21 protein-coding genes are annotated in these 23,694 nt (G+C 65.7%); 5 read left to right on the top strand and 16 right to left on the bottom strand.

The annotated features are described in order from the left end of the window. Window positions 1–73: 73 nt before the first annotated feature. Window positions 74–3,556 (bottom strand): bifunctional proline dehydrogenase/L-glutamate gamma-semialdehyde dehydrogenase, encoded by a 3,483-nt coding sequence (locus tag IWX88_RS11770; RefSeq protein ID WP_196830534.1) that lies wholly within the window; start codon window positions 3,554–3,556, stop codon window positions 74–76. A 78-nt stretch (window positions 3,557–3,634) separates the two neighbouring features. Between IWX88_RS11770 and IWX88_RS11765 the strand changes: the two genes are divergently transcribed. Further along, window positions 3,635–5,212, top strand: a complete 1,578-nt coding sequence (locus IWX88_RS11765; protein ID WP_196830533.1) for an NAD(P)/FAD-dependent oxidoreductase — start codon at window positions 3,635–3,637, stop codon at window positions 5,210–5,212. Window positions 5,213–5,311: 99 nt separating this feature from the next. Next, on the top strand, window positions 5,312–5,533 hold the full coding sequence (locus IWX88_RS11760) for a hypothetical protein (RefSeq protein ID WP_196830531.1): 222 nt from the start codon (window positions 5,312–5,314) through the stop codon (window positions 5,531–5,533). A 197-nt stretch (window positions 5,534–5,730) separates the two neighbouring features. Here the strand turns inward: IWX88_RS11760 and IWX88_RS11755 are convergent, their stop codons facing one another. Both IWX88_RS11755 and IWX88_RS11750 read right to left on the bottom strand, forming a co-directional pair. Next, on the bottom strand, window positions 5,731–6,276 hold the full coding sequence (locus IWX88_RS11755; RefSeq protein ID WP_196830529.1) for a thioesterase family protein: 546 nt from the start codon (window positions 6,274–6,276) through the stop codon (window positions 5,731–5,733). A gap of 9 nt (window positions 6,277–6,285) precedes the next feature. Continuing rightward, on the bottom strand, window positions 6,286–7,206 hold the full coding sequence (locus IWX88_RS11750) for a DNA-3-methyladenine glycosylase (RefSeq protein ID WP_196830527.1): 921 nt from the start codon (window positions 7,204–7,206) through the stop codon (window positions 6,286–6,288). A 113-nt stretch (window positions 7,207–7,319) separates the two neighbouring features. Between IWX88_RS11750 and IWX88_RS11745 the strand changes: the two genes are divergently transcribed. Together IWX88_RS11745 and IWX88_RS11740 are read left to right on the top strand one after the other, a co-directional pair. After that, on the top strand, window positions 7,320–7,967 hold the full coding sequence (locus IWX88_RS11745) for a DUF3105 domain-containing protein (RefSeq protein WP_370568338.1): 648 nt from the start codon (window positions 7,320–7,322) through the stop codon (window positions 7,965–7,967). Between the two features lie 86 nt (window positions 7,968–8,053). Next, complete coding sequence (locus IWX88_RS11740; protein WP_196830523.1) at window positions 8,054–9,079, top strand: 6-phosphofructokinase; 1,026 nt, start codon at window positions 8,054–8,056, stop codon at window positions 9,077–9,079. A 290-nt stretch (window positions 9,080–9,369) separates the two neighbouring features. On the opposite strand, the gene IWX88_RS11735 is transcribed toward IWX88_RS11740, so the two are convergent. From IWX88_RS11735 to hemE, 11 genes are all read right to left on the bottom strand, one after another. Further along, window positions 9,370–10,812, bottom strand: coding sequence for a glutamate-1-semialdehyde 2,1-aminomutase (locus IWX88_RS11735; RefSeq protein ID WP_196830521.1), 1,443 nt, complete (start codon window positions 10,810–10,812; stop codon window positions 9,370–9,372). A gap of 67 nt (window positions 10,813–10,879) precedes the next feature. Beyond that, entirely contained in the window at window positions 10,880–11,854 is a 975-nt protein-coding gene (gene hemB, locus IWX88_RS11730; protein WP_196830519.1) for a porphobilinogen synthase, read from the bottom strand. After that, window positions 11,851–12,690 carry a uroporphyrinogen-III synthase gene (locus IWX88_RS11725; protein WP_196830517.1) on the bottom strand — a complete coding sequence of 280 codons (840 nt, stop codon included), beginning with the start codon at window positions 12,688–12,690 and terminating at the stop codon, window positions 11,851–11,853. Before IWX88_RS11725 ends, hemB begins: the two co-directional genes overlap by 4 nt. Further along, window positions 12,687–13,643 carry a hydroxymethylbilane synthase gene (hemC, locus tag IWX88_RS11720; protein ID WP_370568337.1) on the bottom strand — a complete coding sequence of 319 codons (957 nt, stop codon included), beginning with the start codon at window positions 13,641–13,643 and terminating at the stop codon, window positions 12,687–12,689. The genes IWX88_RS11725 and hemC overlap by 4 nt, the downstream gene beginning before the upstream one ends. Continuing rightward, window positions 13,640–14,824 carry a ferrochelatase gene (locus tag IWX88_RS11715; protein ID WP_196830513.1) on the bottom strand — a complete coding sequence of 395 codons (1,185 nt, stop codon included), beginning with the start codon at window positions 14,822–14,824 and terminating at the stop codon, window positions 13,640–13,642. The genes hemC and IWX88_RS11715 overlap by 4 nt, the downstream gene beginning before the upstream one ends. Further along, complete coding sequence (gene hemQ, locus IWX88_RS11710; RefSeq protein WP_231369210.1) at window positions 14,821–15,537, bottom strand: hydrogen peroxide-dependent heme synthase; 717 nt, start codon at window positions 15,535–15,537, stop codon at window positions 14,821–14,823. Before hemQ ends, IWX88_RS11715 begins: the two co-directional genes overlap by 4 nt. Window positions 15,538–15,632: 95 nt before the next feature. Next, a complete protein-coding gene (locus IWX88_RS11705; protein ID WP_196830509.1) occupies window positions 15,633–15,872 on the bottom strand; it encodes a DUF3618 domain-containing protein in 240 nt (79 codons plus the stop codon). Continuing rightward, the gene (locus IWX88_RS11700; protein ID WP_196830507.1) at window positions 15,869–16,279 is read right to left on the bottom strand and encodes a phage holin family protein; all 411 of its coding nucleotides are present in this window, start codon (window positions 16,277–16,279) and stop codon (window positions 15,869–15,871) included. The genes IWX88_RS11705 and IWX88_RS11700 overlap by 4 nt, the downstream gene beginning before the upstream one ends. A gap of 6 nt (window positions 16,280–16,285) precedes the next feature. Continuing rightward, window positions 16,286–16,690: a YtxH domain-containing protein gene (locus IWX88_RS11695; protein WP_196830505.1), complete on the bottom strand. Its 405-nt coding sequence runs from the start codon at window positions 16,688–16,690 to the stop codon at window positions 16,286–16,288. Window positions 16,691–16,758: 68 nt separating this feature from the next. Further along, window positions 16,759–18,051 (bottom strand): NAD(P)/FAD-dependent oxidoreductase, encoded by a 1,293-nt coding sequence (locus tag IWX88_RS11690; RefSeq protein ID WP_196830503.1) that lies wholly within the window; start codon window positions 18,049–18,051, stop codon window positions 16,759–16,761. After that, complete coding sequence (gene hemE / locus IWX88_RS11685) at window positions 18,044–19,087, bottom strand: uroporphyrinogen decarboxylase (protein WP_196830630.1); 1,044 nt, start codon at window positions 19,085–19,087, stop codon at window positions 18,044–18,046. Before hemE ends, IWX88_RS11690 begins: the two co-directional genes overlap by 8 nt. A gap of 102 nt (window positions 19,088–19,189) precedes the next feature. Here hemE and IWX88_RS11680 point away from each other — a divergent pair, with 102 nt between their 5' ends. Beyond that, window positions 19,190–20,455, top strand: a complete 1,266-nt coding sequence (locus IWX88_RS11680; RefSeq protein ID WP_196830502.1) for a glutamyl-tRNA reductase — start codon at window positions 19,190–19,192, stop codon at window positions 20,453–20,455. 274 nt (window positions 20,456–20,729) lie between these two features. On the opposite strand, the gene IWX88_RS11675 is transcribed toward IWX88_RS11680, so the two are convergent. Next, on the bottom strand, window positions 20,730–21,638 hold the full coding sequence (locus IWX88_RS11675; protein WP_196830501.1) for a serine hydrolase: 909 nt from the start codon (window positions 21,636–21,638) through the stop codon (window positions 20,730–20,732). Beyond that, window positions 21,632–23,644, bottom strand: a complete 2,013-nt coding sequence (locus IWX88_RS11670; protein WP_196830500.1) for a M13 family metallopeptidase — start codon at window positions 23,642–23,644, stop codon at window positions 21,632–21,634. Before IWX88_RS11670 ends, IWX88_RS11675 begins: the two co-directional genes overlap by 7 nt. Window positions 23,645–23,694: the final 50 nt, after the last annotated feature.

Here is a 23,694-nt window from a genome sequence, read left to right as displayed (position 1 = left end):
GGACGCGCGGTTCGACGCGCGGTTCGACTCGGGTTCGACTCGCGGTTCAACTCGGGTTCAACTCGGGTTCAACTCAGTGACGCAGTGGGTCGCCAAGCGACGGGTCGGGTGCACCGAAGCGGTGCGCGGTCATGCTGATCGCCTGCTCCCGCAGGAACGGGAGTAGCTCGATCCGGCCGGAGGTGGTCACCGGGCCGGCATAGATCGCCACATCTGGGTCGCCATCCAGCACCGTTGCAAGCGCGAGCCGGTCCCCGCCGAGCAGACGGATCCGGCTGGGCCGGGCCCCGGACTGCACGCGGGCGTGCCAGCGGGCATCCGTCTCCACGACCACGGACTCGATTGCCACCGGCTGCAGCGCGGAATTCAACAACCGCAGGAGTCTCGACGCCACGGGGACCGCGGAACTGATCGAGAGTGGTGCTCCTGCCCGCGTGGCCGCCGCGATCGTGCGAACGAGTTGGGCTGGGGATGCCCCCTCGGCCAGGCGAACTGTTACGGGCACCGATCGGTAGCGCAGCACATTGCGCTCGACATCGAGATCCGAGGCATCCCGCACCATGCCATATTCAGTTATCCAGGCGCGCTGGTCACTTTCAGCCCCGGCACGCACGCGATCGAACTCGAGGAACTCCATGCCCTGCTGCGCCGCTTCGATCACGCGCGCGACCTTCTCGCTGAGGCCGTCGAGAACGACCGTGCGACCGGGCTCCGCGAATACGGGCCGCCAGTCGCCGAGCGTGAGCAGAAAGTTCGGACCGCCAGCCTTCGCGCTCCCACCGACGGTCGACCGTTTCCAGCCCCCGAATGGCTGCCGACGCACGACGGTGCCGGTGATGCTGCGGTTGATGTAGAGGTTGCCAGCCTGAGCCGTCGCGACCCACAGCGCGATCTCGGCGGCATCGAGGGAATGGATGCCCGCAGTGAGTCCGTAGTCCGGAGCATTCTGCAGCGCGATCGCCTGTTCGAGCGTGTCGGCTCTCATGATTCCGAGCACCGGGCCAAAAACCTCGGTGAGGTGGAATTCGGATCCGGCGGTCACCCCGTCTCGCAGTCCGGGCGACCACAGTCGGTCGCTCTCATCCAGTGAGCGCGGTTGCACCAGCCACGACTCTCCCTCGGAGAGGGTGGTCAGAGCCGCGCGGAGTGCACCGGGCGGAGGCTCAATGATCGGCCCCACCACGGTGGTCGCCTCCTGCGGATAACCCACCCGCAGCGTACTGACCGAATCGATGAGCTGGCGGCGGAACCGCTCGGAGGCCGCGACGGATCCGACCAGGATCACGAGAGATGCCGCTGAGCACTCCTGGCCCGCGTGCCCGAATGCGCTCATCACGACATCCGCGGCGGCGAGATCGAGGTCGGCGCTCTGGGTCACGATGATTGCGTTCTTGCCACTCGTCGCGGCCAGTAGCGGGAGGTCGGGGCGCCAGGAGCGGAACAGCTTCGCGGTCTCCCAAGCACCGGTGAGGATGACGCGATCCACCGACGGATGCGCGATCAGTTCACGGCTGAGGTCGCCCTCGTCGAGATCGACAAGGCTGAGCACGTCGCGAGGTACCCCGCCAGCCCACAGCGCCTCGACCAACACAGCCGCGCTCCGCCGTGCCTGAGGTGCCGGACTGATGATCACGCCAGCGCCCGAAGCGAGGGCTGCGAGCACGGAACCAGCCGCGATTGCGACGGGGGAGTTCCCTGGCGGCACGACCACGATCAGCTTGGATGGCTGGAATTCGGCATCGGCGACCCGGTCGAGCTCGCGGGCGCATTCCGCGTAATAGTTGGCGAAGTCGATGGCTTCGCTCACCTCACCATCGCCCTCCGGAAAAGTCTTGCCGGTCTCGCTCGCCATCACCTCGATCAGGTCGGCCCGGGCCGCGGCAAGCGCCTCACCCGCGCTGTGCAACACGGTGGCCCGGGTATCCGATCGGCGCTGCCCCCAGCTCTCCCCGGCCCGGGCGGTGGCAGTAATCACGGCCTCGAGAGCGGGAAGACCGGTGATGCGGGCGGCAGCGACGCCGGTATCGCCGAGCGTCGATGTCGCGACCCGGGACAGGATCTGACGACCCCACTCCCGATTTCCCGCAATCGACGGATCCGTATCGGGTTCGTTGACGAACGCGCGTGGCGCGGTGTCCACTGCAGCGATCGGCACCGGCTGCCGCCGGTCCTGCACGCGATGCGGTTCTGGAACTTCGTCCCAGTGCCCGTCAAGCGAGTCGAGAAAGCGCCCGGCCTCCCGATCGAAGATGCCGGCATCGAGCGCGAGGTCGAATACTCCGGACAGAAAATTCTCCGGTGCCACATTCTGCTCGAGGAGACGGATGAGATGAGGGGTCGCCGAACCGAATTCGCCCGTGCGCACAACGGGTGCATACAGAAGCAGGCCGCCGGTGTCACGCGTGACGGCATCCGACAGCCCGGTTGCAATGCCGAGAGTCGACTCGAACTCCACTCGTGTCTCCACCCTGCGCTGCTTCGCGAGCAGCCAGGCCCAGGCGATATCGAACAGGTTGTGGCTGGCGACTGAGATGCGCACGGCGTCGGTTCGCGTCGGCACAAAAGACCAGTCCAGGATGCGCTTGTAGTTGGCATCGGTGTCGCGCTTCGTGCCCCAGGTGGCGAGCGGCCAGCCGTGCAGTGTGGCATCCACTCGCTCCATCGCGAGGTTCGCACCCGTGACGACACGCACGGTGATGCCGGCTCCACCCTGTGCTCGACGTTGGCTCGCCCACGCGGTGAGACCCTGCATCGCGCGGAGCGCATCGGGAAGGGACGCCTGAATGACAATTCCGGCCTCGAGATCCTTCAGTTGCGGCTGTTCGAGGATGCGGCGAAATACCTCGATCGTGAACTCGAAGTCGCGAGATTTCTCCAAGTCAAGGGTGATGAATTTGCTGGTGGGGGATGCCGCAGCCCACTCGTAAAGCGGTGTGAGCCGCATGACAGCCCGGTCGACCGCCTCGTCAAATGACCACATCGAGAGCTGGCTCGTGACAGCGGAGACCGTGAGTGAGACGCAGTCCACGTCGTCTCGCTGCAACAGCTCCCTGGTGCCTGCGAACTGTCGATCGGCCTGGTCATCGCCGAGCACAGCCTCGCCGAGCATGCTCAGATTGAGGCGGATGCCCGGGCGGCGGCGTGCGCGAATGCTGCGGTCGAGCTGTCGGGGGCTCGCATCGAGCATGAGGTGGCTCACGATGCCGCGCAGCACCCACCGCGTGAGAGGCACGATCGGCCACGGAAAGAGGGGAGCGAACCCTCCCGCAAGCTGGATCGCGGCGCGAAGATACCAGGGCAGGGACGCCGGAATAGCACGGGAGAGCTGTTCACAGTTGCGGCCAGCTACCCGCAGATCCTCCGGGCGCACGACACGATCAAGCAGCCCGATAATGAAGGCGAGACCGCGCGGGTCCCTGAGCAGTGCAGCCAGGCGCCCTGCCGAGCGGTCGGACGCGACATCCGCACTCTCGACGAGCCAGCGACGCACCGTTGCCACGGCCTCCGCGGCGAGCAGATCGGGGCTCGCGGGCAAATCGGCAGCGGTCGAAAGCATGCATTCAGACTACTTGGGTGCACCACGGGCGGGGATTTCGGGCCCTCGCGAGAGAGCCGCCCTCGTAGAATCTGATTTATGGCGAGCAATCTGCAAGACATCGTGATCGTCGGCGGCGGCCACAACGGTCTGGTTGCGGCGGCCTACCTCGCCCAGTCGGGTCGATCCGTTACCGTGCTCGAGCGGCTCGACCACCTCGGTGGCGCGGCGGTCTCGGCGCAGGCCTTCGAAGGCATTGAGGCGCGACTATCCCGGTATTCGTACCTTGTCAGCTTGCTGCCATCCGCCATCATCCGCGATCTGGGGCTGGAGATTCGCCTCGAACGCCGCCGGTACAGCTCCTACACGCCGCTGCCCGGCACCGATCATGGACTGCTCGTTGACAACGGCGATACCGCTGCCACCCGCCGCTCCTTCGAGTCACTCGGTGCCGACTTCGATGCCTGGCAGTCATTTTACGAACGCACCGCAGCGCTCGCCCGCGCCGTATTCCCCACCGTGACCGAACCGTTGCTTCGTCGTTCGGAGTTGAGACGAATGGTCGGTGAAGCTGACTGGACCGACTTCATCGAACGCCCGATCGGCGAGGTCATCGAGCGCAGCTTCCACAACGACCTCGTGCGTGGTGTCGTGCTGACAGATGCCCTGATCGGCACTTTTGCCCCGGCCAACGATGAAACACTCGCTGCCAACCGCTGCTTCCTCTACCACGTGATCGGCGGGGGAACCGGGGACTGGGATGTTCCAGTCGGCGGAATGGGCGCCGTCACCAGTGCCCTCACGAGTGCTGCCCGCACGGCCGGGGCCACGCTCGTGACCGGAGCCGATGTGGTGTCGATCACCCCCGACGGCGAGGTGCGCTATCGCCTCGGCACCAACGAACACAGCGTGCACGCCGGTACCGTGCTCTCCAATGTCGCACCGCAGGTACTGTCCCAATTGCTCGGTGACTCCGGCTCGCTCGGCCTCTCCGGAATGCTCGGCGAACAGATCGCGCCGGTCGAGGGCGCACAGGTGAAGGTCAATCTGCTGCTACGGCGACTTCCTCGTCTGCGTGACGCATCCCTCGATCCGGCTGCGGCATTCGGCGGCACCTTCCACATCAATGAGGGCTACGAGCAACTCGAGCGGGCCTTCCGTGCGGCGAGTGCTCGTAACATCCCCACCCCCCTCCCAGCGGAGATCTACTGCCATTCGCTTACTGATCCGAGCATCCTCTCCCCGGAGTTGTCGGCCTCCGGTGCCCAGACCCTCACCGTCTTCGGACTGCACACGCCGCACCGGTTAGTCACGTCGCACAATGCGGCCGACCTCAGGCAATTGCTCGAACGGGCAGTGATCGACTCGCTCAACAGCGTGCTCGCCGAGCCGATCGAGCCACTTCTGCTGACCGATGCCGCGGGCCGCCCCTGCATCGAAACCAAGACCACGTACGACCTCGAGTTGGCTCTCGGGCTGCCCGGAGGCAACATCTTCCACGCTCCGCTGTCGTGGCCCTTTGCCGAAGACTCGGCCGATCTCGGCACTCCGGCGGCGCGCTGGGGTGTCGCCACCGCTCACGAGAAAATCCTGATCTGCGGAGCCGGCGCACAACGCGGCGGTGGCGTGAGCGGGCTCGGCGGTCATAACGCTGCGATGGCTGTGCTCGAGGGATAGTTCCCTGCGCTGCGGCTCCCTTTGCCTCTCACCTCAGAGCTGGTTAAACTCGGTGTCAGCGGTGTGATGAGAGCGCTGCGGGATCAGAGGAGCTTCGCCATGGCAACATTCGACCAGTTCGCCAACCAGGGCGGCGCCGCCGCGGGCGACGAGTCAGAGGTGGCTGTAGCCAAGGCCGAGGCCGAGGAGTTGCTACGCCAGAGAGCGGATGTCGCCCAAGCTGCAGACTTTGGTGGCGGCCCGCTCGGTGCCCATCCCGAGCCCGCCGAGGAAGAGCAGGCCGCCGAGCCCGCCGAGGAAGACAAGGCCGACTCCGTCTAGGAAGCCCGCACCGCCCGCACCGCGGTCGAAGTCGCACGTCGCACGTCGCACGTGAGGGGTCATGATCGCATGCCAAGCGGCTCCGTAAGCCTGCGAAGGTGACACTCGAGAAGGGTGGGCCTCGCGAAACCGCGGCCCCGCGAACCCCAGTGCACGGTGCACGGTGCACGGTGCACGGTGCCAAAATAGTGGGGAACTCAGTCCCACTCCCTGGGAGCGGCGGCGCGCGCGGCCGGGAGTGCGACATCCGCGGCCCATCGTGCCACCCATTCGGGCAGCGGATGACCGGAGATGTCGATGCCGGCAACGGCGGCGAGTTCGGCCGTGCCGACGGTGCCGCCGGTCTTCCTCACGAACCGGCCGCGCGTCGTTGCACGAGCATAGATCTCACCCGCAACAACAGCTCGCTGCTCAACGTAGACAGCCTTCGCGTCGTAACCGACAATGCGGGTTTCTAGCGTGAAACGCTGCCAGGGCATCAGCGAGCGTCGAAAACTGATCGTCTCATCCGCCATCACCGGGAAGATCCCGGCTCCGATCAGCCGGGACCAGACGCCGCAACGCTGAAGCAGATCCATGCGGCCGAGGTCCATTATCGACAGGTACACGCCATTGTTCATGTGGCCGAGCACGTCAAGATCGGTGGGGAGTACGCGAAACGTGATGCGGCCGACATCGTGGGGATCCAGCCGCGGACCGTTGCGGCGCAGCCAGACAAGAAAGGTACGAAAGATGAGGTGCACGAGGCAACGCTAGTGGCGCCGGTGATCCTGGATCGTCATCCGCGGCCCAAAGCGAGGCTTCGCGAAGCCACTCGCCTCGATCAGTCGCATCACGCGCTGCCGTTGGCCGGCCCAGGGGGCGAGCAGTTCCAGCATTCCGTCGTCGTCGACGGGCGACCCGATGAGGGCCCAGCCGACGACCGCAGGTAGATGGTAGTCGCCGACACTCACCGAGTCGGCGTCACCGTGGGCGCGCTGGGTGGTCTCCGCCGCAGTCCAGATGCCGATGCCGGGCACGCTGCGTAGTCGTTTCGCCACCTCGGCACCTCCTCGGCCAAGAGCCAGCGTGCGCTCGAGTCCGCTGGCGACGGATGCAGCGGCGATCGCCGTGCGCGAGCGCTGCGGGTCGACACCCGCCGCATGCCATTCCCAGGAGGGAATCAGTCGCCAGGCGCCGGCGGAGGGGAACACCCGCATGCCGCTCGGTGCAGGCCCCGGTGCGGCCTCCCCGTGGGCGCGAACGAGCGTTGCCCAGGCCCGGCGGGCCTCCTTACCTGTCACTTTCTGCTCGAAGATCGCCGCAATCATCATCTCCAGCACGAGGCCCGTGCGCAGCAGCCTCAGCCCGGGATTGCGTCGCTGTGCCTCGAGCAGGAACGGATTGCCCGACACATCAAAGTCGCCGGCGTCATCTCCGGCACCGAGCAACTCTGGCACCGCCGCGATCGCCCACTCCGCGCCATCCCCCCACGCGGTTGCGTCCACCGTGCCGCGGTTCTGGGCGAGGTGCAGTGTCGCCGCGCCGAGTGGCGTCGGCAGCGTTCGCCAGACGCCCGAGGCATCCCACTGCATCGTGGGGTCGGCGGTTCCCCGACTGAGCGGTCGCAGCGTCTGGGCGAGATCGAGCGGGTGCGGCGGGGAAAAGCTGCTTCGCAGCGGTGCCGGATCCATAGTCTCGAGACTACGGGTGGGTGAGTGCCCCGGTAGGCACACCGGCAGGTCCGGGCGATGGTTATCAACAGGAAGGGGTGGTGAGATTGAGTGCTCCCATTGAAAGAGGCCCCGTGACACCCGCAACCCCACCAGTCCCGTCGTCGTCGAAAGCCAGCCGCAACGGCAAGCTCGAGGCTTTTCGCGCCGGCGAAAAGCGTCGCGCACGCGTGCGAATCATCGCCATCACGAGCGGGATCGTGGGGGCTGCGGCCGTAATCACGCTCGTGGTGACGTCGATCACGCTGACGCCGCGGCCCGCCGCTACTGAATCCGCCAGCGGCAGCATCCGGGGCGTCACGACCTTCAGCAACACGGCCGGGCACGTGGAGGGATCGGTCTCCTACGATCAAACCCCACCGGTTGGTGGGCCACACAGCGCGCTCTGGCTCAATTGCGGGATCTACACGCAGCCCGTGCCGAACCAGAACGCGGTGCACGATCTGGAGCACGGTGCCGTCTGGGTCACCTACGATCCATCGCTGCCTGCCGCGACCGTCAGCTCGCTGCGTGACCTGATGCCCTCCACCTACACCCTGCTGTCGCCCTACCCGGGTCTGCCTGCGCCGATCGTGCTCAGCGCGTGGGATGCCCAGTTGGCGGTGTCGTCGGTGACGGACGCCCGAATCGGGCAATTTATTCAGAAGTACCGGCAGAGCGCGAGCGCGCCGGAGCCCGGAGCTCCCTGCACGGGTGGGCTCGACGCGCCGGGCAAGCTCTAGCCCGAGGGCGCGTCGGCTGTTGCCCGCGCGCTTGCCGAAGGCCGGGGGGTGAAGGGCGACCGCCCAACCTACGGGATGATGGGCACATGAGCATTGGAATTCTCACCAGCGGTGGAGACTGCCCCGGGTTGAACGCGGTCATCCGCGGCGCCGTTCTCAAGGGCACCCAGATCTACAACAAGAAATTCGTCGGCTTCCGGCACGGCTGGCGCGGTGTCGTCGAAGGCGACGTCATCCCACTCGAGCGCAAAGACATCCAGGGCATCTCAAAGCAGGGTGGAACCATCCTCGGCACCTCCCGCACCAATCCGTTCGAGGCAAACGGTGGAGCGGATGTTGTGCGAGCCAACATGGAACGTCTCGGCGTCGACTCGCTCATCGCAATCGGCGGAGAGGGAACCCTCGCCGCAGCCAAGCGCCTGACGGACGCCGGAATCAAGATCGTCGGCGTGCCCAAGACCGTCGACAATGACCTCTCAGCCACCGACTACACCTTCGGTTTCGACACCGCCGTGCAGATCGCGACGGATGCCATGGACCGCCTCCGCACCACCGGCGACTCGCACGGCCGCTGCATGGTGGCCGAGGTGATGGGGCGACACGTCGGCTGGATCGCCTTGCACTCCGGAATGGCAGCGGGGGCTCACGCCATCCTCATCCCCGAGCAGAAGACCTCCATGGACCAGATCGCTGCATGGGTGCAGTCCGTGGTGGACCGTGGACGCGCACCACTGGTCGTCGTGGCCGAGGGCTTCCACCTCGACACGATGGATGACGCCCACTCCGAGCGCGGACTCGACGCGTTCGGGCGCCCCCGCCTCGGCGGCATCGGCGAACTCCTTGCCCCGGAGATCGAAGCGCGAGTGGGAATCGAGACGCGCGCGACGACTCTTGGCCACATCCAACGCGGTGGTACCCCGACTGCATACGACCGGGTGCTCGCCACACGCTACGGGATGGCGGCGGTCGACTCCGTGATCCACGCCCGCTGGGGCCGTATGGTCTCACTCAGCGGCACTTCCATCACCCACGTTGCCTTCGAGGATGCCCTCGGCAAGCTCAACACGGTTTCTCAATCCCGCTACGACGAGGCTTCGATCCTGTTCGGCTGACGTGAGCCGTCGGACAACCCTGATCCGGGATCTGCGCTGCTGAGGCGGGCCTGCTGAGGCGGGCCTGCTGAGGCGGGCCTGCTGAGGCGGGCCTGCTGAGGCGGGCCCACTCGGTGAATCCACTTGGTAGCAGTTGCAGGTTTTGCGCCGTGGGAGTCGCAACTGCTACCAAGTCGAATTCTTCAGACCTGCAGATCCGCGATCTTCAGACCCGCAATCTTCAGACCCGCAGTTTTCAGACCTGCAGACCCGCAGACCCGCAATCCCGCAGACCCGCAGACCCGCAGACCTTAGACCGCGGGGGGCAGACCGCAGGCAGCACAGACCGTCGACCTCGGAGCGCAGGGCTCGGACCGCGGGCAGCTCACTGCGGGCGTGGCCGCCGCCGCAGCGCGAGCCGCCGCCGGCAGCGCCTCGAGGATGCGAGAGACCGCCGCATCGTCATGCGCGGCCGTGACGAACCAGGCCTCGAACACCGACGGGGGGAGTGACACCCCCGCATCCAGCATGGCGTGGAAGAACGGTGCGTAGCGGAAACCCTGCTGTGAGCGCACATCATCGTAGTTGCGCGGCTTCGTGGGGGAGAACGCGAACGAGAACAGGTTGCCGGCCCGCTGCACGGAATGCTCGACGCCCTCGGTGCTGAGTGCGGAGGACACGGCGGCGGAGAGCTGGTCGGCGACCGCATCCAGGCGCGCGTACACCGAAGCATCCGCCAGACGCAGTGTTGCGATCCCAGCGGCAACCGCCACCGGATTGCCGCTGAGGGTTCCGGCCTGGTAGACCGGACCGAGAGGCGCGAGAAAGTCCATGACATCCGCACGGCCACCGAGCGCGGCGAGCGGAAGTCCACCACCGATGACCTTGCCGAAGGCGAAGAGGTCGGGCATCCAGCCCGCGCCGTCGGGCACCACACTGGCGGCCTCGAGCCCCCACCAGCCGGCCGGGCCCACTCGAAAACCGGTGAGCACCTCGTCGAAAATCAGGAGAGCGCCATGCTCTCGCGCAATGGCGGCAAGCTCGCGGTTGAATCCGCGATCCGGTGGTACGACCCCCATATTGGCGGATGCCGCTTCCACGATCACCGCGGCGATCTTCGATCCCTGCACGGCGAACAGCGCGCGAACAGCATCGAGGTCGTTATATGGCAGAACAATGGTCTGCGCGGCGGTCGCGGCTGTGACGCCGGCCGAGCCGGGCAGCGCGAGTGTTGCGAGTCCCGATCCGGCTTCCGCAAGGAGCGCGTCGGAATGTCCGTGATAGTGCCCGGCGAACTTCACCAGAAGATCGCGTCCGGTGAATCCGCGGGCGAGGCGGATGGCCGTCATCGTCGCCTCGGTACCGGTGGACACCAGGCGGATCTTCTCGATCGCCCTCTGCACAGTGCCGGTGAGCTGACCAGAACTGTTGGTCGACTCAACGCTTACACGCTCACGCACGAGTTCGGCCAACTCGGTCTCGCCGGGAGTGGACGCCCCGAACGACAGCCCGCGCGCCGCACTATCCTGCACCGCTTTAACGACGGACGGATGCGCGTGCCCGAGAAGCGCAGGCCCCCAGGTGCTGACGAGATCGACATATTCGCGACCGTCAGCATCCGTGATGTAGGGGCCGCGTGCCGACACCATGAATCGCGGCGTGCCGCCGACCGAGCCGAACGCCCGCACCGGCGAATTGACACCGCCCGGGATAGAGAGCTTCGCCCGGGTGAAGTAGGTCTCGTTCGCGCCCATTAGAAGCACAGTCCCATCAGAAGCACAGTCCCATCAGGAGCACAGTCCCATCAGAATCACAGTCCCATCAGCGCAGCCACGCTGCCAGTTCGACGGCCCAGTAGCTGAGGATTGCATCGGCTCCGGCGCGTTTGATGCTCAGCACAGACTCTTCGACCGCTCGGCGACGATCGATCCACCCGTTGGCGGCAGCGGCCTCGATCATCGCGTACTCGCCGGAGACCTGGTAGGCCCACACCGGCACCGGGCTCACTGCGGCGGCATCGGCAAGCACGTCGAGGAAGCTCATCGCGGGTTTCACCATCACGATGTCGGCGCCCTCTTCAATATCGAGCATGACCTCGCGGAGGCCCTCTCGACGGTTACCGGCATCAAGCTGGTAACTGCGACGATCACCGACGAGCGATGAATCGACGGCTTCACGGAACGGCCCGTAAAACGCCGACGCGTACTTGGCCGCATAGCCCAGGATGGCGGTGCCGGCAAAATTATTGGCGTCGAGAGCATCGCGCACAGCGGCGACCTGGCCATCCATCATGCCGCTGAGCCCGAGCAGCTGGGATCCCGCGGCAGCCTGCGCAACGCCCATGTCCCGGTAACGCAGCAGGGATGCGTCGTTATCGACGCTGCCGTCCGCGGCGAGCACTCCGCAGTGGCCGTGATCGGTGAATTCATCGAGACAGAGATCGGTTTGCACCACGATCGCGTCCCCCACCTCGGCAACGACTGCACGGGTGGCCAAGTTGAGAATGCCGTCGTCAGCCGTCGCGCCGGATCCGATGGAATCCTTATGCTCAGGAACGCCGAACAGCATGACACCCCCGACGCCAGCATCGGCGGCCTCGACCACCGCGCGGCGCAGCGAGTCGAGTGAATGATTGACCACGCCGGGCATCGACGAGATCGGTACCGGTTCGCGGAGCCCCTCGCGCACGAACATCGGCAGCACAAGTTCAGCCGGGTGGAGCCTGGTTTCCGCAACCAGGCGGCGCAGGGCCGGAATTGCGCGCAATCGACGGGGACGGATGCTCAGCCCGGTCATGAGGAGGCCACCGGCCCATCAGAAGACCCGCCGTTGTTGTCGCGGGAGCCATCCGCGCTGTGGTCGTCACCGTTGGAGATCACGTATTCAGCCAGACCCTCCACGAGGGAGCCCGCGGAGCGGGATTCAGCGATCACGTGCACGGTGAGTCCAGCAGCGCGGGCGTCGAACGCAGTGCGCGGCCCGATGGCGGCAACGACGGTCTCGCCGAGGAGCGGTGCGAGCTGTGCCTGCACCTGCCGGGCCACGCTCCCAGAGGTCACGAGTACGGCGCGGATGCGACCGGACGCGACATCCGCCGCCACATGCTCCGAGACCGGCACGCCGACCGTGCGGTAGGCCGAGACGTACTCCACCTCGAGTCCGAGGGTAGCCAGTCCGGCGACGAGAGTCGGCTCGGCGATGTCTGACTGCGGGATGAGCACGCGTCCAACGATGTCGGAGGCCGGCCACTCCTTCACGAGTCCACGGGCCGAGTTGTCGCTCTCTGGCACGAAGTCGACACGGTAGCCCGCGAGGATCAGTGCGGCGCTTGTCGTCTCGCCGACGGCCGCGATGCGGGTGCTTGGTGGGATGGTGACCTGCTGGCTGATCAACACATCGACAGTCGTTGCGCTGGTGATTACCAACCAGTCGAACCTGCCATTTTCGAGGCGCTTGAGGGCATCAGAGAGCTCCATCGCGTTCTCGGCGCTTGCAAAGTTGATCATCGGCGCGATCACGGGAACGGCGCCGTAGGTGCGGAGGTCGGCGGCGACCAGGTCGCCCCAGTTACCGCCACGGGGCACGAGCACCCGCCATCCGGCCAGTGGTTTCAGGCTGCGGCACGGGCTCATGCGAGCGCTCCGATCGGCGCGATATCGGCCGCTCCGAGAGCGAGAAGTTCGGCGGCGACCCGATCCCCGAGCTCGCCGGGGAGTGCGGCTCGCTCGGATGCGCTGCCTTCGAGAACGAGGGCGTGCGAACTGGTGAGTGATTTCGTGCCGTCGGGTGCGTACACGGTGGCGGTGAGGAAGAGCATGTCTCCGTCAACGACACCCGCGGCCCCGATCGGCGCGGCGCAGCCAGCCTCGAGGCGTGCGAGCACTGCGCGTTCCGCGAGGACGGCGAGCCGGGTGGAGGAGTGATCGAGGGCTTTCAGCATCGCAGCGAACGAGCTCGAGTAGCTGTCCCGCACCTCGATAGCCAGTGCCCCCTGACCGGGAGCAGTAGCCCACTTCCCGAGCTCGAAGAACTCGCTGACCGCATCCAGTCGCCCGATCCGGCCGAGACCCGCAGCGGCGAGCACAACGGCGTCAAGCTCACCATCGGCGACCTTGCGCAGACGGGTATCGACGTTGCCGCGGATGTCGACGACCGTAACATCCGGCCGCCAGCCGCGCAGCTGGGCGGCGCGGCGCGGCGAGCCGGTGCCAACCCGTGCCCCGGGAGCCAGCTCCTCGAGGGTGAGGCCGTCACGGGCGCAGAGGGCGTCCCTGGCATCCGCCCGCTTCGGAATCGCACCGATGCGCAACCCGGGATAGGCATCGGTGGGAAGGTCTTTGAGGGAGTGCACGACGAGATCGCAGGTGTCCGCGATCAGCGCCTCGCGCAGGGCAGAAGCAAACACACCGGTACCGCCGATAGACGCAAGTGAGGCAGTGGAATGGTCACCCTGGCTGGCGATCGGTACGATCTCCACCCCGAGACCGGATGCCTTGGCAACGGCTGCGGCGACCAGTCCGGTCTGCGCGAGGGCGAGCGCGCTGCCTCGGGTGCCGATGCGCAGCGCACTGCCGGCACCGCTCACGGAATCTGCCCCCCGAGCGCCGGCTTGAATCCGAGTCGCTCGTTCTCGCAGCATCCGGCGCGGCACACGTCGTACCAGGGGCCGAGCGCGGTGAGCGACGGACGTTCGGCCACGGGCAAAGCATCCCGACGCTCGAGAACGAGATCGATGAGCCCGGAGACGTAGGCCGCATGGATGCCGGGAGTCGGCACTCGAATCGCGAGCACACCGAGCTCTTGTGAGGTCTCCATCGCCTCGGTGTCGAGATCCCACTTCACTTCCATGTGGTCACTGACGAAGCCGAGGGGCACAATGACGACCGCGCGGATGCCCGTGGCAGCCAATTCGCGGATGGCATCGTTGATGTCTGGCTCAAGCCACGGCTGGGTGGGTGGGCCACTGCGTGACTGGAATACCAGGCTCCACTCCACCTCGACGCCTTCCACCACGACCTCCGCGACCGCCCGGTGCTGGGCGGCGTAGGCGCCACCCTCACCGAAGTCGCGGAACGGCGGACCGCTCTTCGCGGCATCCGACGACGGGATCGAATGGGTCGAGAACAGCACATGAGTCTCGTTCAGTGGAATACCAGCCGCGGCAACCTCGGCGAGGCCCGTGCGCAGACCCTCGATGAACGGCGTGACAAACCCGGGGTGATCGAAGAACTGGCGGATCTTGTCGATCTGGATCACACCGTCGAGTCCGGTGTCAGTGAGCGCAGCGGCATAATCTTCGCGGTACTGGCGGCAGCCGGAATACGAGCTGTAGGCGCTCGTCCCGATGGCAATGAGCTTCGTGAACCCGCGGTCGTGTGCCTCGGAGACGGCATCGCGGATGAAGGGCGGCCAGTTGCGGTTGCCCCAGAGCACCGGCAGGTCGATGCCGCGACGTTCGAGTTCGGCTTCGAGCGCTACCTTGAGGTCGCGGTTCTGCTGGTTGATCGGGCTGATGCCGCCAAAGGCGCGATAGTGGTGCGCGACCACTTCGAGACGTTCGTCGGGGATACCGCGGCCGCGAGTCACGTTACGAAGGAACGGGATGACGTCATCCTGTCCCTCTGGCCCGCCGAAGCTCGCGAGCAGAATTGCGTCATACGCTGTCGGCTCGGTCACGTGCTCCGGACCGTGCTTCGCGGCATCCGTCGCACCGCGGACCAGTTCGTCGCCCAGTTGACCGGCGAGCTCGCCATTGGTAATTGTCATCGCAGGATCTCAGCAATCTCGGCGACCGGAATGCGGCGGCCGGTGTAAAAGGGAACTTCTTCGCGCACGTGGCGGCGCGCTTCGGTCTGGCGCAGGTGACGCATCATGTCGACGAGGTCGACCAGCTGTGGCGCTTCGAGCGCCAGGATCCACTCGTAGTCGCCGAGGGCGAAGGATGCCACGGTGTTGGCGAGCACTTGCGGGTAGGCGCCGCCCTTGCGTCCGTGATCCGCCAGCATCGCTCGGCGCTCTTCGTCGGGCAGGATGTACCACTCGTAGGACCGCACGAAGGGGTAGACCGTCAGCCAGGCCTCCGGATGCTTGTCGCCCATGAAAGCGGGGCGGTGGCTGGCCGAGAACTCGGCGTCCACGTGAACACCCATCGCGTTCCAGGTGGGCAGGAGGGTGTGGAGCAGCGCGCTGCGACGCAGTTCGCGCAGAGCCCATTGGAGTTTCTCCGGCGCTCCGCCGTGCAGCCAGATCATCAGGTCGGCATCGGCCCGAAGGCTGGAGACGTCGTAGAAGCCGCGCACGGTTACCCCGGCCGCTTCCACGGTGGCGACGGCTGCGGAGAGCGAGGCAGAGTCATCGCCCACCGGCACTGTGCCGTCACGGCGAAGGACGGCCCAGAGGGTGTATCCGGTCAGCGTGTGGTCTTCGAGGGTAGTGGCGCTCTCACCGGGACGCCCATCCGGAATCAGGGTGGTACTCATACCTTCTATCCTCCCCCGCATTACTGCGAGAACACAAAGCGGCCATGCGCCGGTGCGGGAGAGCATCTGTCGTATTGCCGGTGATGAAACCGTCTCTAGTCGTCGCTGAAGATCGCCCAGGCAACGATGCCGCCGATGACGATCGCGGCTGCGATCGCTCCGACCTTCCACGGTACGGGGTTCTGCTCAAAGGACGCCTGCGCCCTTGCTGTCAGTTTGCCGACCCGCTTCGGCACATCGAGCTTGTCCTCGATCGCGTCGAGCGTGCGCTCAAGCTCCGAACGGGTGGCAGCGATCCGGGTTTCGATCGACTCGCCTACTGATTCATCACTCATCGACTCTCCCGCTTTCCCAGACCCGTGAGGGCGTTCACATCTTTTTTCACGCTCGTGATGGTCTTGGTCGGCGTCGGCGGCACTCCCCGCTTCACCTGGCGCACACCGATGAGCAGGAGGACGACCATGATCACGAGCAGGATGGCGGCCACGATGAGCGCGGCGAGCCAGCCGGGCACGACGGTTGCAAACGCCAGGATAGCGGCCGTGATCAGCACTGCGAACAAACAGAAGGCGACAAATCCCGCACCGATGAAGAGACCGGCACCGATCCCGACGTGTTTGAGCTTGGCGATCATCTCGCTCTTGAGCTGCTCGATCTCGTTTTTTACCTGCCCGATGACCAGGCGTGGCAGGTCAGCGATCAGGGCAAAGAGCGACTTGCGGGCCGTGCTGTCGTCGTTCACGACGCTCTACTCAACGCTGGTGGAGGCCGGCTTGGCCGCCGATGATGAACGCGCGGGCGCAGATTTACCCGATTGGGATGTGCCCGATCGCTTTGCAGCTGATCGAGTTGTGTCTGACCGCTTTGTGTCTGACCGCTTTGTGCCTGATCGCTTTGTGTCTGATCGCGTTGTGCCTGATCGTGAGACGACTTTTTTCGCCCCGTCACTGAGAAAGTCGATGACCCCGGATGCCCTGCCCTGGGCGAAATCCAGTGCGCGCTCTTCGGCCTTCTTCACCTGGCGCTGCACTCGCGGGTTGCTCCAGAGCGTGTCGGCGGCCCGTTTAATTTGCTCGTAGCGGTCCCGCCCCGCCTTCGCGCCGAGCACATACCCGGCCGCCAATCCAACAACAAGCAGAATCTTGCTTCGCATGGTTGCTCCGTTCTGTACGTGCCCGGATGAGCATATGAATGCTCCCTTTCCACAGTAGCCCCCGGGGGCTACGCCCCCATATTCTTCAGCAAACGTCCAGATTCGAGCCGCACCTGGGCAATGACGGCAGCAAGGCCGGTTCCTGCAACACCTTCACCAATGACGGTCACGCCCTCGATGGGTGCCGGCCGGTCCGCCGGGGCGCTCCAGTGCACCCGGGCAAACTCGACGACGGATGTCGCGGTCAGGGCGACCCCGAGCAGCACCCCGGCATCCCGCAGCGCGAGATCGCGCAACTCGGAGTCGGTGAACTTCTCGGCTACTGCGCCGTCATACGACAGTCGAAGTACATGGCGATGGCGCGCCGCCCGCGCGGCCAGCCAGTCCCACTTGGCCGTCCCATGGGTGAGGGCCTTGGCCTGAAGTTGTGAGCCGACGGGCGGGCGGGCGACCAGCACGCCAGTGCCTCGCGGTGCAGCATCCAGTTCCGGCGCATCCACAACGAGCGTCGCGAGCACGATAGCTGCAGTAGCGGCCACAGCACCTTCGGCCGTCAGAGGTGCCGCGAGAACCACGGTGTCGGCCTGAAGAGTTTGCCCATCGACCAGAGTCGCGGTCGATGCGCTGATCGCCGCCACCGGGGAGTTGAGTCGTACCCTCACACCGAATCGCTCAAGATCACGGGTCAGCGCTTCGACCAAAGAAAATATCCCGCCAACCAATCCGGAGACCGCTGTGCCAGCCGGGGCAGACTCCCGCAGCGAGCGAACTCCGTTCGACAGCGACCCGGTAGACAGCATCGCCGCCCGAAGCCCCGGGGCGACAACATCCACATCGAGTTCGTCAGGGTGTCGGGAGTGGATGCCGAGCGTTACCGGTGCGACCAACCGTTCGAGCACGCGTCGGCCCATCCTCCGCCGCACCAGGCGCCCGAGGTTGCGTTCCTTCGACCCGGCAAAGCCGAACATCAGGGCGTCGAGCTGGCCACGCAGTGCGCCCCAGAACCCGACGACCTCAATCACGTCTGCCGCGAGCGCTATGCCGGGGATTCCGAGGATGCCAGTGCGGGGCATCGGGTGGGCGAGGCCCTCGGCCGTCAGCAGCCACGCTCCCCGCGGGTTCGGGCGGGCGACATCCGCTCCCAGGCCCAGCTGCTTGGCCAGGTCTTCGACAGTGTTGCGACGGGTGGCGAAGCTCTCCGCGCCGGCATCGAGGTCGATCCCCGCGACCGTATGGCGGGCGACCTTGCCACCGAGATGATCAGAGGCCTCAAGCAGTGTGACGTGCAGTCCGCCGAGTGCAAGGTCGCGTGCCATCACGAGACCGGCGATCCCTCCGCCGACGACGATCGCATTAGGCATGTGCAGCACCATCCCGATGAGCGAGCTGCACGATTCGGGTAAGCACGTCGGGGTCGGTCTCCGGCGGCACGCCGTGGCCGAGGTTCAGCACGTGGGAAGTGGCCGTTCGTCCGCGAGCAATCACGTCGAGTACGTGAGCTTCGAGCACCGGCCAGGGCGCGGCGAGCATGGCCGGGTTGATGTTGCCCTGCAGCGGCACTGCTGCGCCAAGACGAGCGGATGCCGTATCCAGGGGCAGCCGATCGTCGACCCCCATCACATCGGCTCCGATCGCGTGCATTGAGCGCAGCAGTTCACCGGTGCCCACACCGAAATGCACGACCGGCACCGCGAGATCGGCGACGTGCGCGATCGCCTGGCGGGAGAATGGCGCGACCCGTGACTCGTAATCGGCCACCGACAGCGACCCCACCCAAGAATCGAACAGCTGCACAGCGCTGGCGCCAGCAAGCACCTGCGCTCGCAGAAAGGCTCCGGTGACGCCCGCTGCCCAGGTGAGCAGGGCATCCCAGACGAGCGGATCGGCGTGCATCAGGGTGCGAGCGCGCAAGTGGTCCTTCGATGGCCCACCCTCCACGAGGTAGGCGGCCAGGGTGAACGGTGCACCCGCGAAGCCGATCAGCGGGGTGGTGCCGAGTTGCGCGACCGTGCGCGCGACGCCCTCGGAGATGGGAGCGAGGGCATCCGGGGCAAGCTCACGGAGAGCCGCGACATCCGCCGCCGACCGGATGGGGGCCCCGAGCACCGGGCCGCGACCCGGCACGATATCCACGTCGACGCCGGCGAGCTTGAGGGGAACGACGATATCGCTGAAAAAGATGCCGGCGTCCACGCCATGGCGGCGCACCGGTTGGAGGCTGATCTCGCTCGACATTTCCGGGTTGAGACACGCGTCAAGCATTTTGGTGCCCACCCGCAGCGCCCGGTACTCCGGCAGAGAGCGGCCAGCTTGGCGCATGAACCAGACCGGCACGGTGTCTGGACGGTCCCCGCGATAGGCCCGGATGATCGGGGAATCGGCCGTACGACCGTCCATGAGCGGATGACTAACGGGAAGGTTCACATGCTTAAGTATGGTCGAGGGCCCTGCGAGTCGCGCGCGCGTCGACCCCACATCTTGCGGACGTAAGCTATAAGGGTGCTTATGTGTCTGACCGCCAACCACCGCAACACCAGTTTTGAGATGCTCGAGAAGCTCTCGATCGGTGCGCCGCGGGCGGCTGGCATCCTCGTTTCCGACAGCGTCGCCATCTCGGGTGCCGTCGTGCTTGCCACCTGCAACCGTTTCGAGGCCTACCTCGAAATCGATGACTCGCTTGCTGCCGATTCGGCTGCCGCTATGGAGAACTCGATGCAGGTCATCGGGCTGGCGAGCGGCGTGGATGCGGAAGAACTCCGATCGTCGGTAACTGTATTGAGCGGTACTGACGTCGCCGAGCACCTGTTTGCGGTGTCGAGCGGACTGGAGTCAGTGATCGTGGGAGAAGATGAGATCTCGGGTCAGGTGCGTCGCTCGCTCGCACAAGCCCGGATCGCCGGCACCACGTCATCCGGTCTCGAGCGGCTATTCCAGAAGGCAGCGAATACGTCTCGCGAGGTCAAAAGTCAGACAGCCGTTGGCGGCGCCGGACGTTCACTGGTGCGGCTCGGCCTCGAACTTGCGTCAAGTCGCATCGTCGACTGGTCCTCCTCCCGCGTGCTCATCGTCGGCACCGGACAGTATGCGGCGACCACCGTCGCGGCTCTTCGCGATCGCGGCGCAGAAGACCTCACAGTTTTTTCCCCGTCCGGTCGCGCGGCGAAGTTCGCTCTGCGTCTCGGCCTCACCGCGAGCACGAATCTCGTCACAGCACTCGCGGCTGCCGATGTTGTGATCACCTGCACGGCATCCGAAGCTCCTGTTGTCAGTGCCGCGCACCTGGTTGCCGGTGATCGGCGTATCGTCATCGACCTCGGTCTTCCCCGCAATGTGGATCCCGATGTCTCCACGATCACCGGCATCGAACTGCTCGACCTCGAGACGATCAGCCTGCACGCTCCGCTGGAGGAACTCAGCGCCACCCGCGACGCACGGGCTCTGGTGAGCAGCGTCGCGAGCGAATTCGCTGCGTCCACTACGGAGCAGCAACTCACTCCCGCGATAGTCGCCCTGCGCAGCCACGTCTTCGGGCTGTTGGAGGCCGAGATCACCCGGGCCCACTCCCGCGGTGACGAGGATGGACGCATCGAAGCCGCTCTCCGCCACCTCACCGGCGTGCTGCTCCACACGCCATCTGTTCGCGCTCGGGAGCTCGCACGGGCGGGCGACGGGCAGTCCTTCAGCGATGCGGTGACCGCCCTCTTCGGCATTGATGCGGTTTCTGAGACTGCGACTCAACTCACTCGGGACAACCTAAGCGCCTGACGCTAACAGCACATCCAGCGCTTCAGGCGGGTCTCGAGCCTTGGGTCCCGCCAGAGCCACACACCGTCCTCCTTCACGCCGTCCTCGCTTCCGACGTCCTCATTGCCGGGCGGCGCGCGTTGGACTCTCTAGATCATGCGGGAATCCTTCCTCGTCGGCGTCCCAATCGACTCGGTAGCAGTTGTGACTTTGCCACCGAGTGAAATCGCAACTACTGCCACGTCGATTCACACAAGCGAGATGCTCGAGCACTGGTGGGGACCCGAGGGTGGAGCTAGTACACGTACTCAAGCAGGTCGAAACCGAACACGCGCATCGCGTCGAGCACGCGGAGTCGTGCTGCAAGATCGGTTTCACTGAACTGCACGGTGACGGCATAGGCGACGCCGCTGCGGGATCCGCTCAGGAGGCCGGCCTCCGCGCGCACCCCCGCGTCGGTGCCGGTCTTATGAATGAGGCGCAGCCCCAGATCCGGCGTGCGGTGCGAGAGCGGATCCAGCCCGAATGCACTCGACACCAGGGAGAGATCTGGATTGTGGGAGAGCCAGTCGAGCACACGCGTGCTGGTGACAGTGTCGACGATCTGTCCGGCAGCGAGCGCGGAAAACAACCACGCCAGCTCGGCGGTGGATCCGATCGACAGTTGCGGCGCATCATCCTGACCACGATGGTCCCGCACGAGATCGAGCAGTGCGGTTCGCGCGAGCCCGAGAGACTCACCTCGCGCCCGCACGGAATCCAAACCGACCTGGCGAAGAAGCACGTTCGTGGCGAGGTTGTCACTCGTGGCTCCGACGAGAAGGGCCAAGTCGACCACCGGAAAAGCGGGAGCTTGCAGCTGCTGCCAGATGCCGGAATCGCCCACCGCGTCACCCGGTGTCTTATCGAGAATGCCGAACCCCGAAGCATCCCGGGCGGTGATGCGTGCCGAGACCTCAATGAGCAGGAGGATCTTGCCCACACTCGCTGTCGGCATCGCGACCTGATCATCGATTGAGACCAGGGTGCGACCGGTGCGCAGGTCGATGACACTGGCGGATACCGCGGCCCCCGCATAGGCCAGTTCGGCAAGAGCGGAGAACCCGGCGGCAAAGCTCTCCTCCCCGCCGACTCCGCGATGGCGGCCAGTGCGCTGTGCGCGCAGATGCTCCCGGCGTTCGTTGTCCCGGGTGGTAGCTACCAAATGGTCACGCGCTCGTCGGGATTGAGCCACAGCGCATCCGACGCGGTCACGGCGAAGGTGTCGTAGTAGCCGTCGATGTTGCGCACGATCTGGTTGCAGCGGAACTCGTTGGGAGAGTGTGGATCGGTGGCGATCAGGCGGATGACCTCCTCGTCACGCCCCTTCTGCTGCCAGGCCTGCGCCCAGGAAAGGAAGAATCGCTCGGCACCAGAGAGCCCGTCGATCACCGGAGGCTGCTCGCCAGCGAGCGAGATCAGGTAGGCCTTCCATGCGATCGACAGGCCGCCGAGGTCGCCGATATTCTCACCGATGGTGAGAGCGCCGTTGACATGATGCCCGGGCACCTGGCGGGGAGCGAGCGCGTTGTACTGCGCAATCAACGAGCCCGTGAGCTTCTCGAACGCCTCGCGGTCAGCCGCGGTCCACCAGTCGGTGAGTCGGCCATCTCCGTCGTACTTCGAGCCCTGATCATCGAAACCGTGGCCGATCTCGTGGCCGATCACCGCGCCGATCGCGCCATAGTTGGCCGCGGCATCCCGGGTCTCGTCGAAGAATGGATACTGCAGAATCGCCGCGGGAAAGACAATCTCGTTGAACCCGGGGTTGTAGTACGCGTTGATGGTCTGCGGTGTCATGAACCACTCGTCGCGGTCGAGCGGCGTGCCGATCTTGCCCAGCTCCCGCTGGAATTCGAACTCGCTCGTCGCCCGCACATTAGCGATGAGGTCGGTCGGGCTGATCTCGAGGCGGGAATAGTCGCGCCACCGAACCGGATAGCCGATCTTCGGCGTGAACTTGTCGAGCTTCTCGATGGCCCGCAGGCGGGTGGCCGCGGTCATCCAGGCCAGTCCGGTGATGCTCTGGCGATAGGCCTCGACGAGGTTGTCGACGAGCACATCCATCGCTACCTTCGCCCCCTGCGGGAAGTACCGCTCCACATAAATGCGGCCGACGGCCTCGCCCATCGCGCCCTCCACGAGCGAGACGCCACGCTTCCAGCGGTCCCTGAGCTCGGGGGTACCGGTGAGGGTGCGGCCGTAGAAGTCGAAGTTGGCCTCGACGAAGTCATCGGAAAGATAGGCGGCAGACGAGCGGATGACCTGCCAGCGCAGCCAGTCGGTCCAGGCCTCCAGATGCCCGGCATCCAGCAGCGCCGCAACACCATCGAGGAACGACGGCTGCCTGAGCACCAGCTCATCGAAGACGCCGGCTGGAGCATCCAGCGCATCGAGCCAGCGATTGAGGTCTGGCCCGTCGGTCGCCGACGCGTTTTTCGACCCGGTATTTTCGGGCCCGCGCGATGCGCTCGTCACGAGGTCCGCCCAGGTGCTGAGGTTGTAGGTCTTCTCCGAGTCGCGCGAGATCACGTTGTCCCAGTGGCATGCGGCGATGGCGGTTTCGAGGGTGAGTACACGGGCGGCGCGCTCCGGGGCCTGATTTGCGCCGGCAAGTGAAAACATTTTCGCCAGGTAACCGACATAGGCGGTTCGAATATCGGCGAATTTCTCTTCGCGATAGTAGCTCTCGTCGGGAAGACCGAGTCCACCCTGCTCAAAAAGTGCAATATAGCGTTCGGGGTTGCCCGGATCGTTATCGATATATAGCTGGAAGAAGCCGCTCACACCCTGACGCTCGAGGCGCCCGAGGGTCTCGAGCAAGCTCGGGATGTCGCTGACCGCGTCGACCGATGCAAGGTCATTGGCCAGGGGTGCAGCACCGAGTTCGTTGATGCGCGCCTCGTCCATATAGCTCGCGTAAAGATCGCCGAATTTGTGCTCCTCGGTGCCGACAGCAGAGCCCTGCGCCTCAACGATGATCTCGCGCACGGCATTTTCGGCCACTTCTGCGAGTACGTGAAATGACCCGTAGCGGGCCTTGTCCGAGGGAATCTCGGTGCGGTCGATCCACTTACCGTTCACATGCCGGAACAGGTCGTCCTGCGGACGCACCGCCGGGTCGAGTTCGTCTCTGTGGATACCGGACGGGAGCGGGGATGCGGTGGTCATGACGCCCAGCTTAAGCGGTGCAAATGGCCGCCCGGTGACAGCTGTGACAA

The sequence above is a fragment of the Frigoribacterium sp. CG_9.8 genome (assembly GCF_015751965.1).
Taxonomy (GTDB): Bacteria; Actinomycetota; Actinomycetes; order Actinomycetales; family Microbacteriaceae; genus Lacisediminihabitans.
This window is presented reverse-complemented; position numbering and strand designations above follow the sequence as displayed.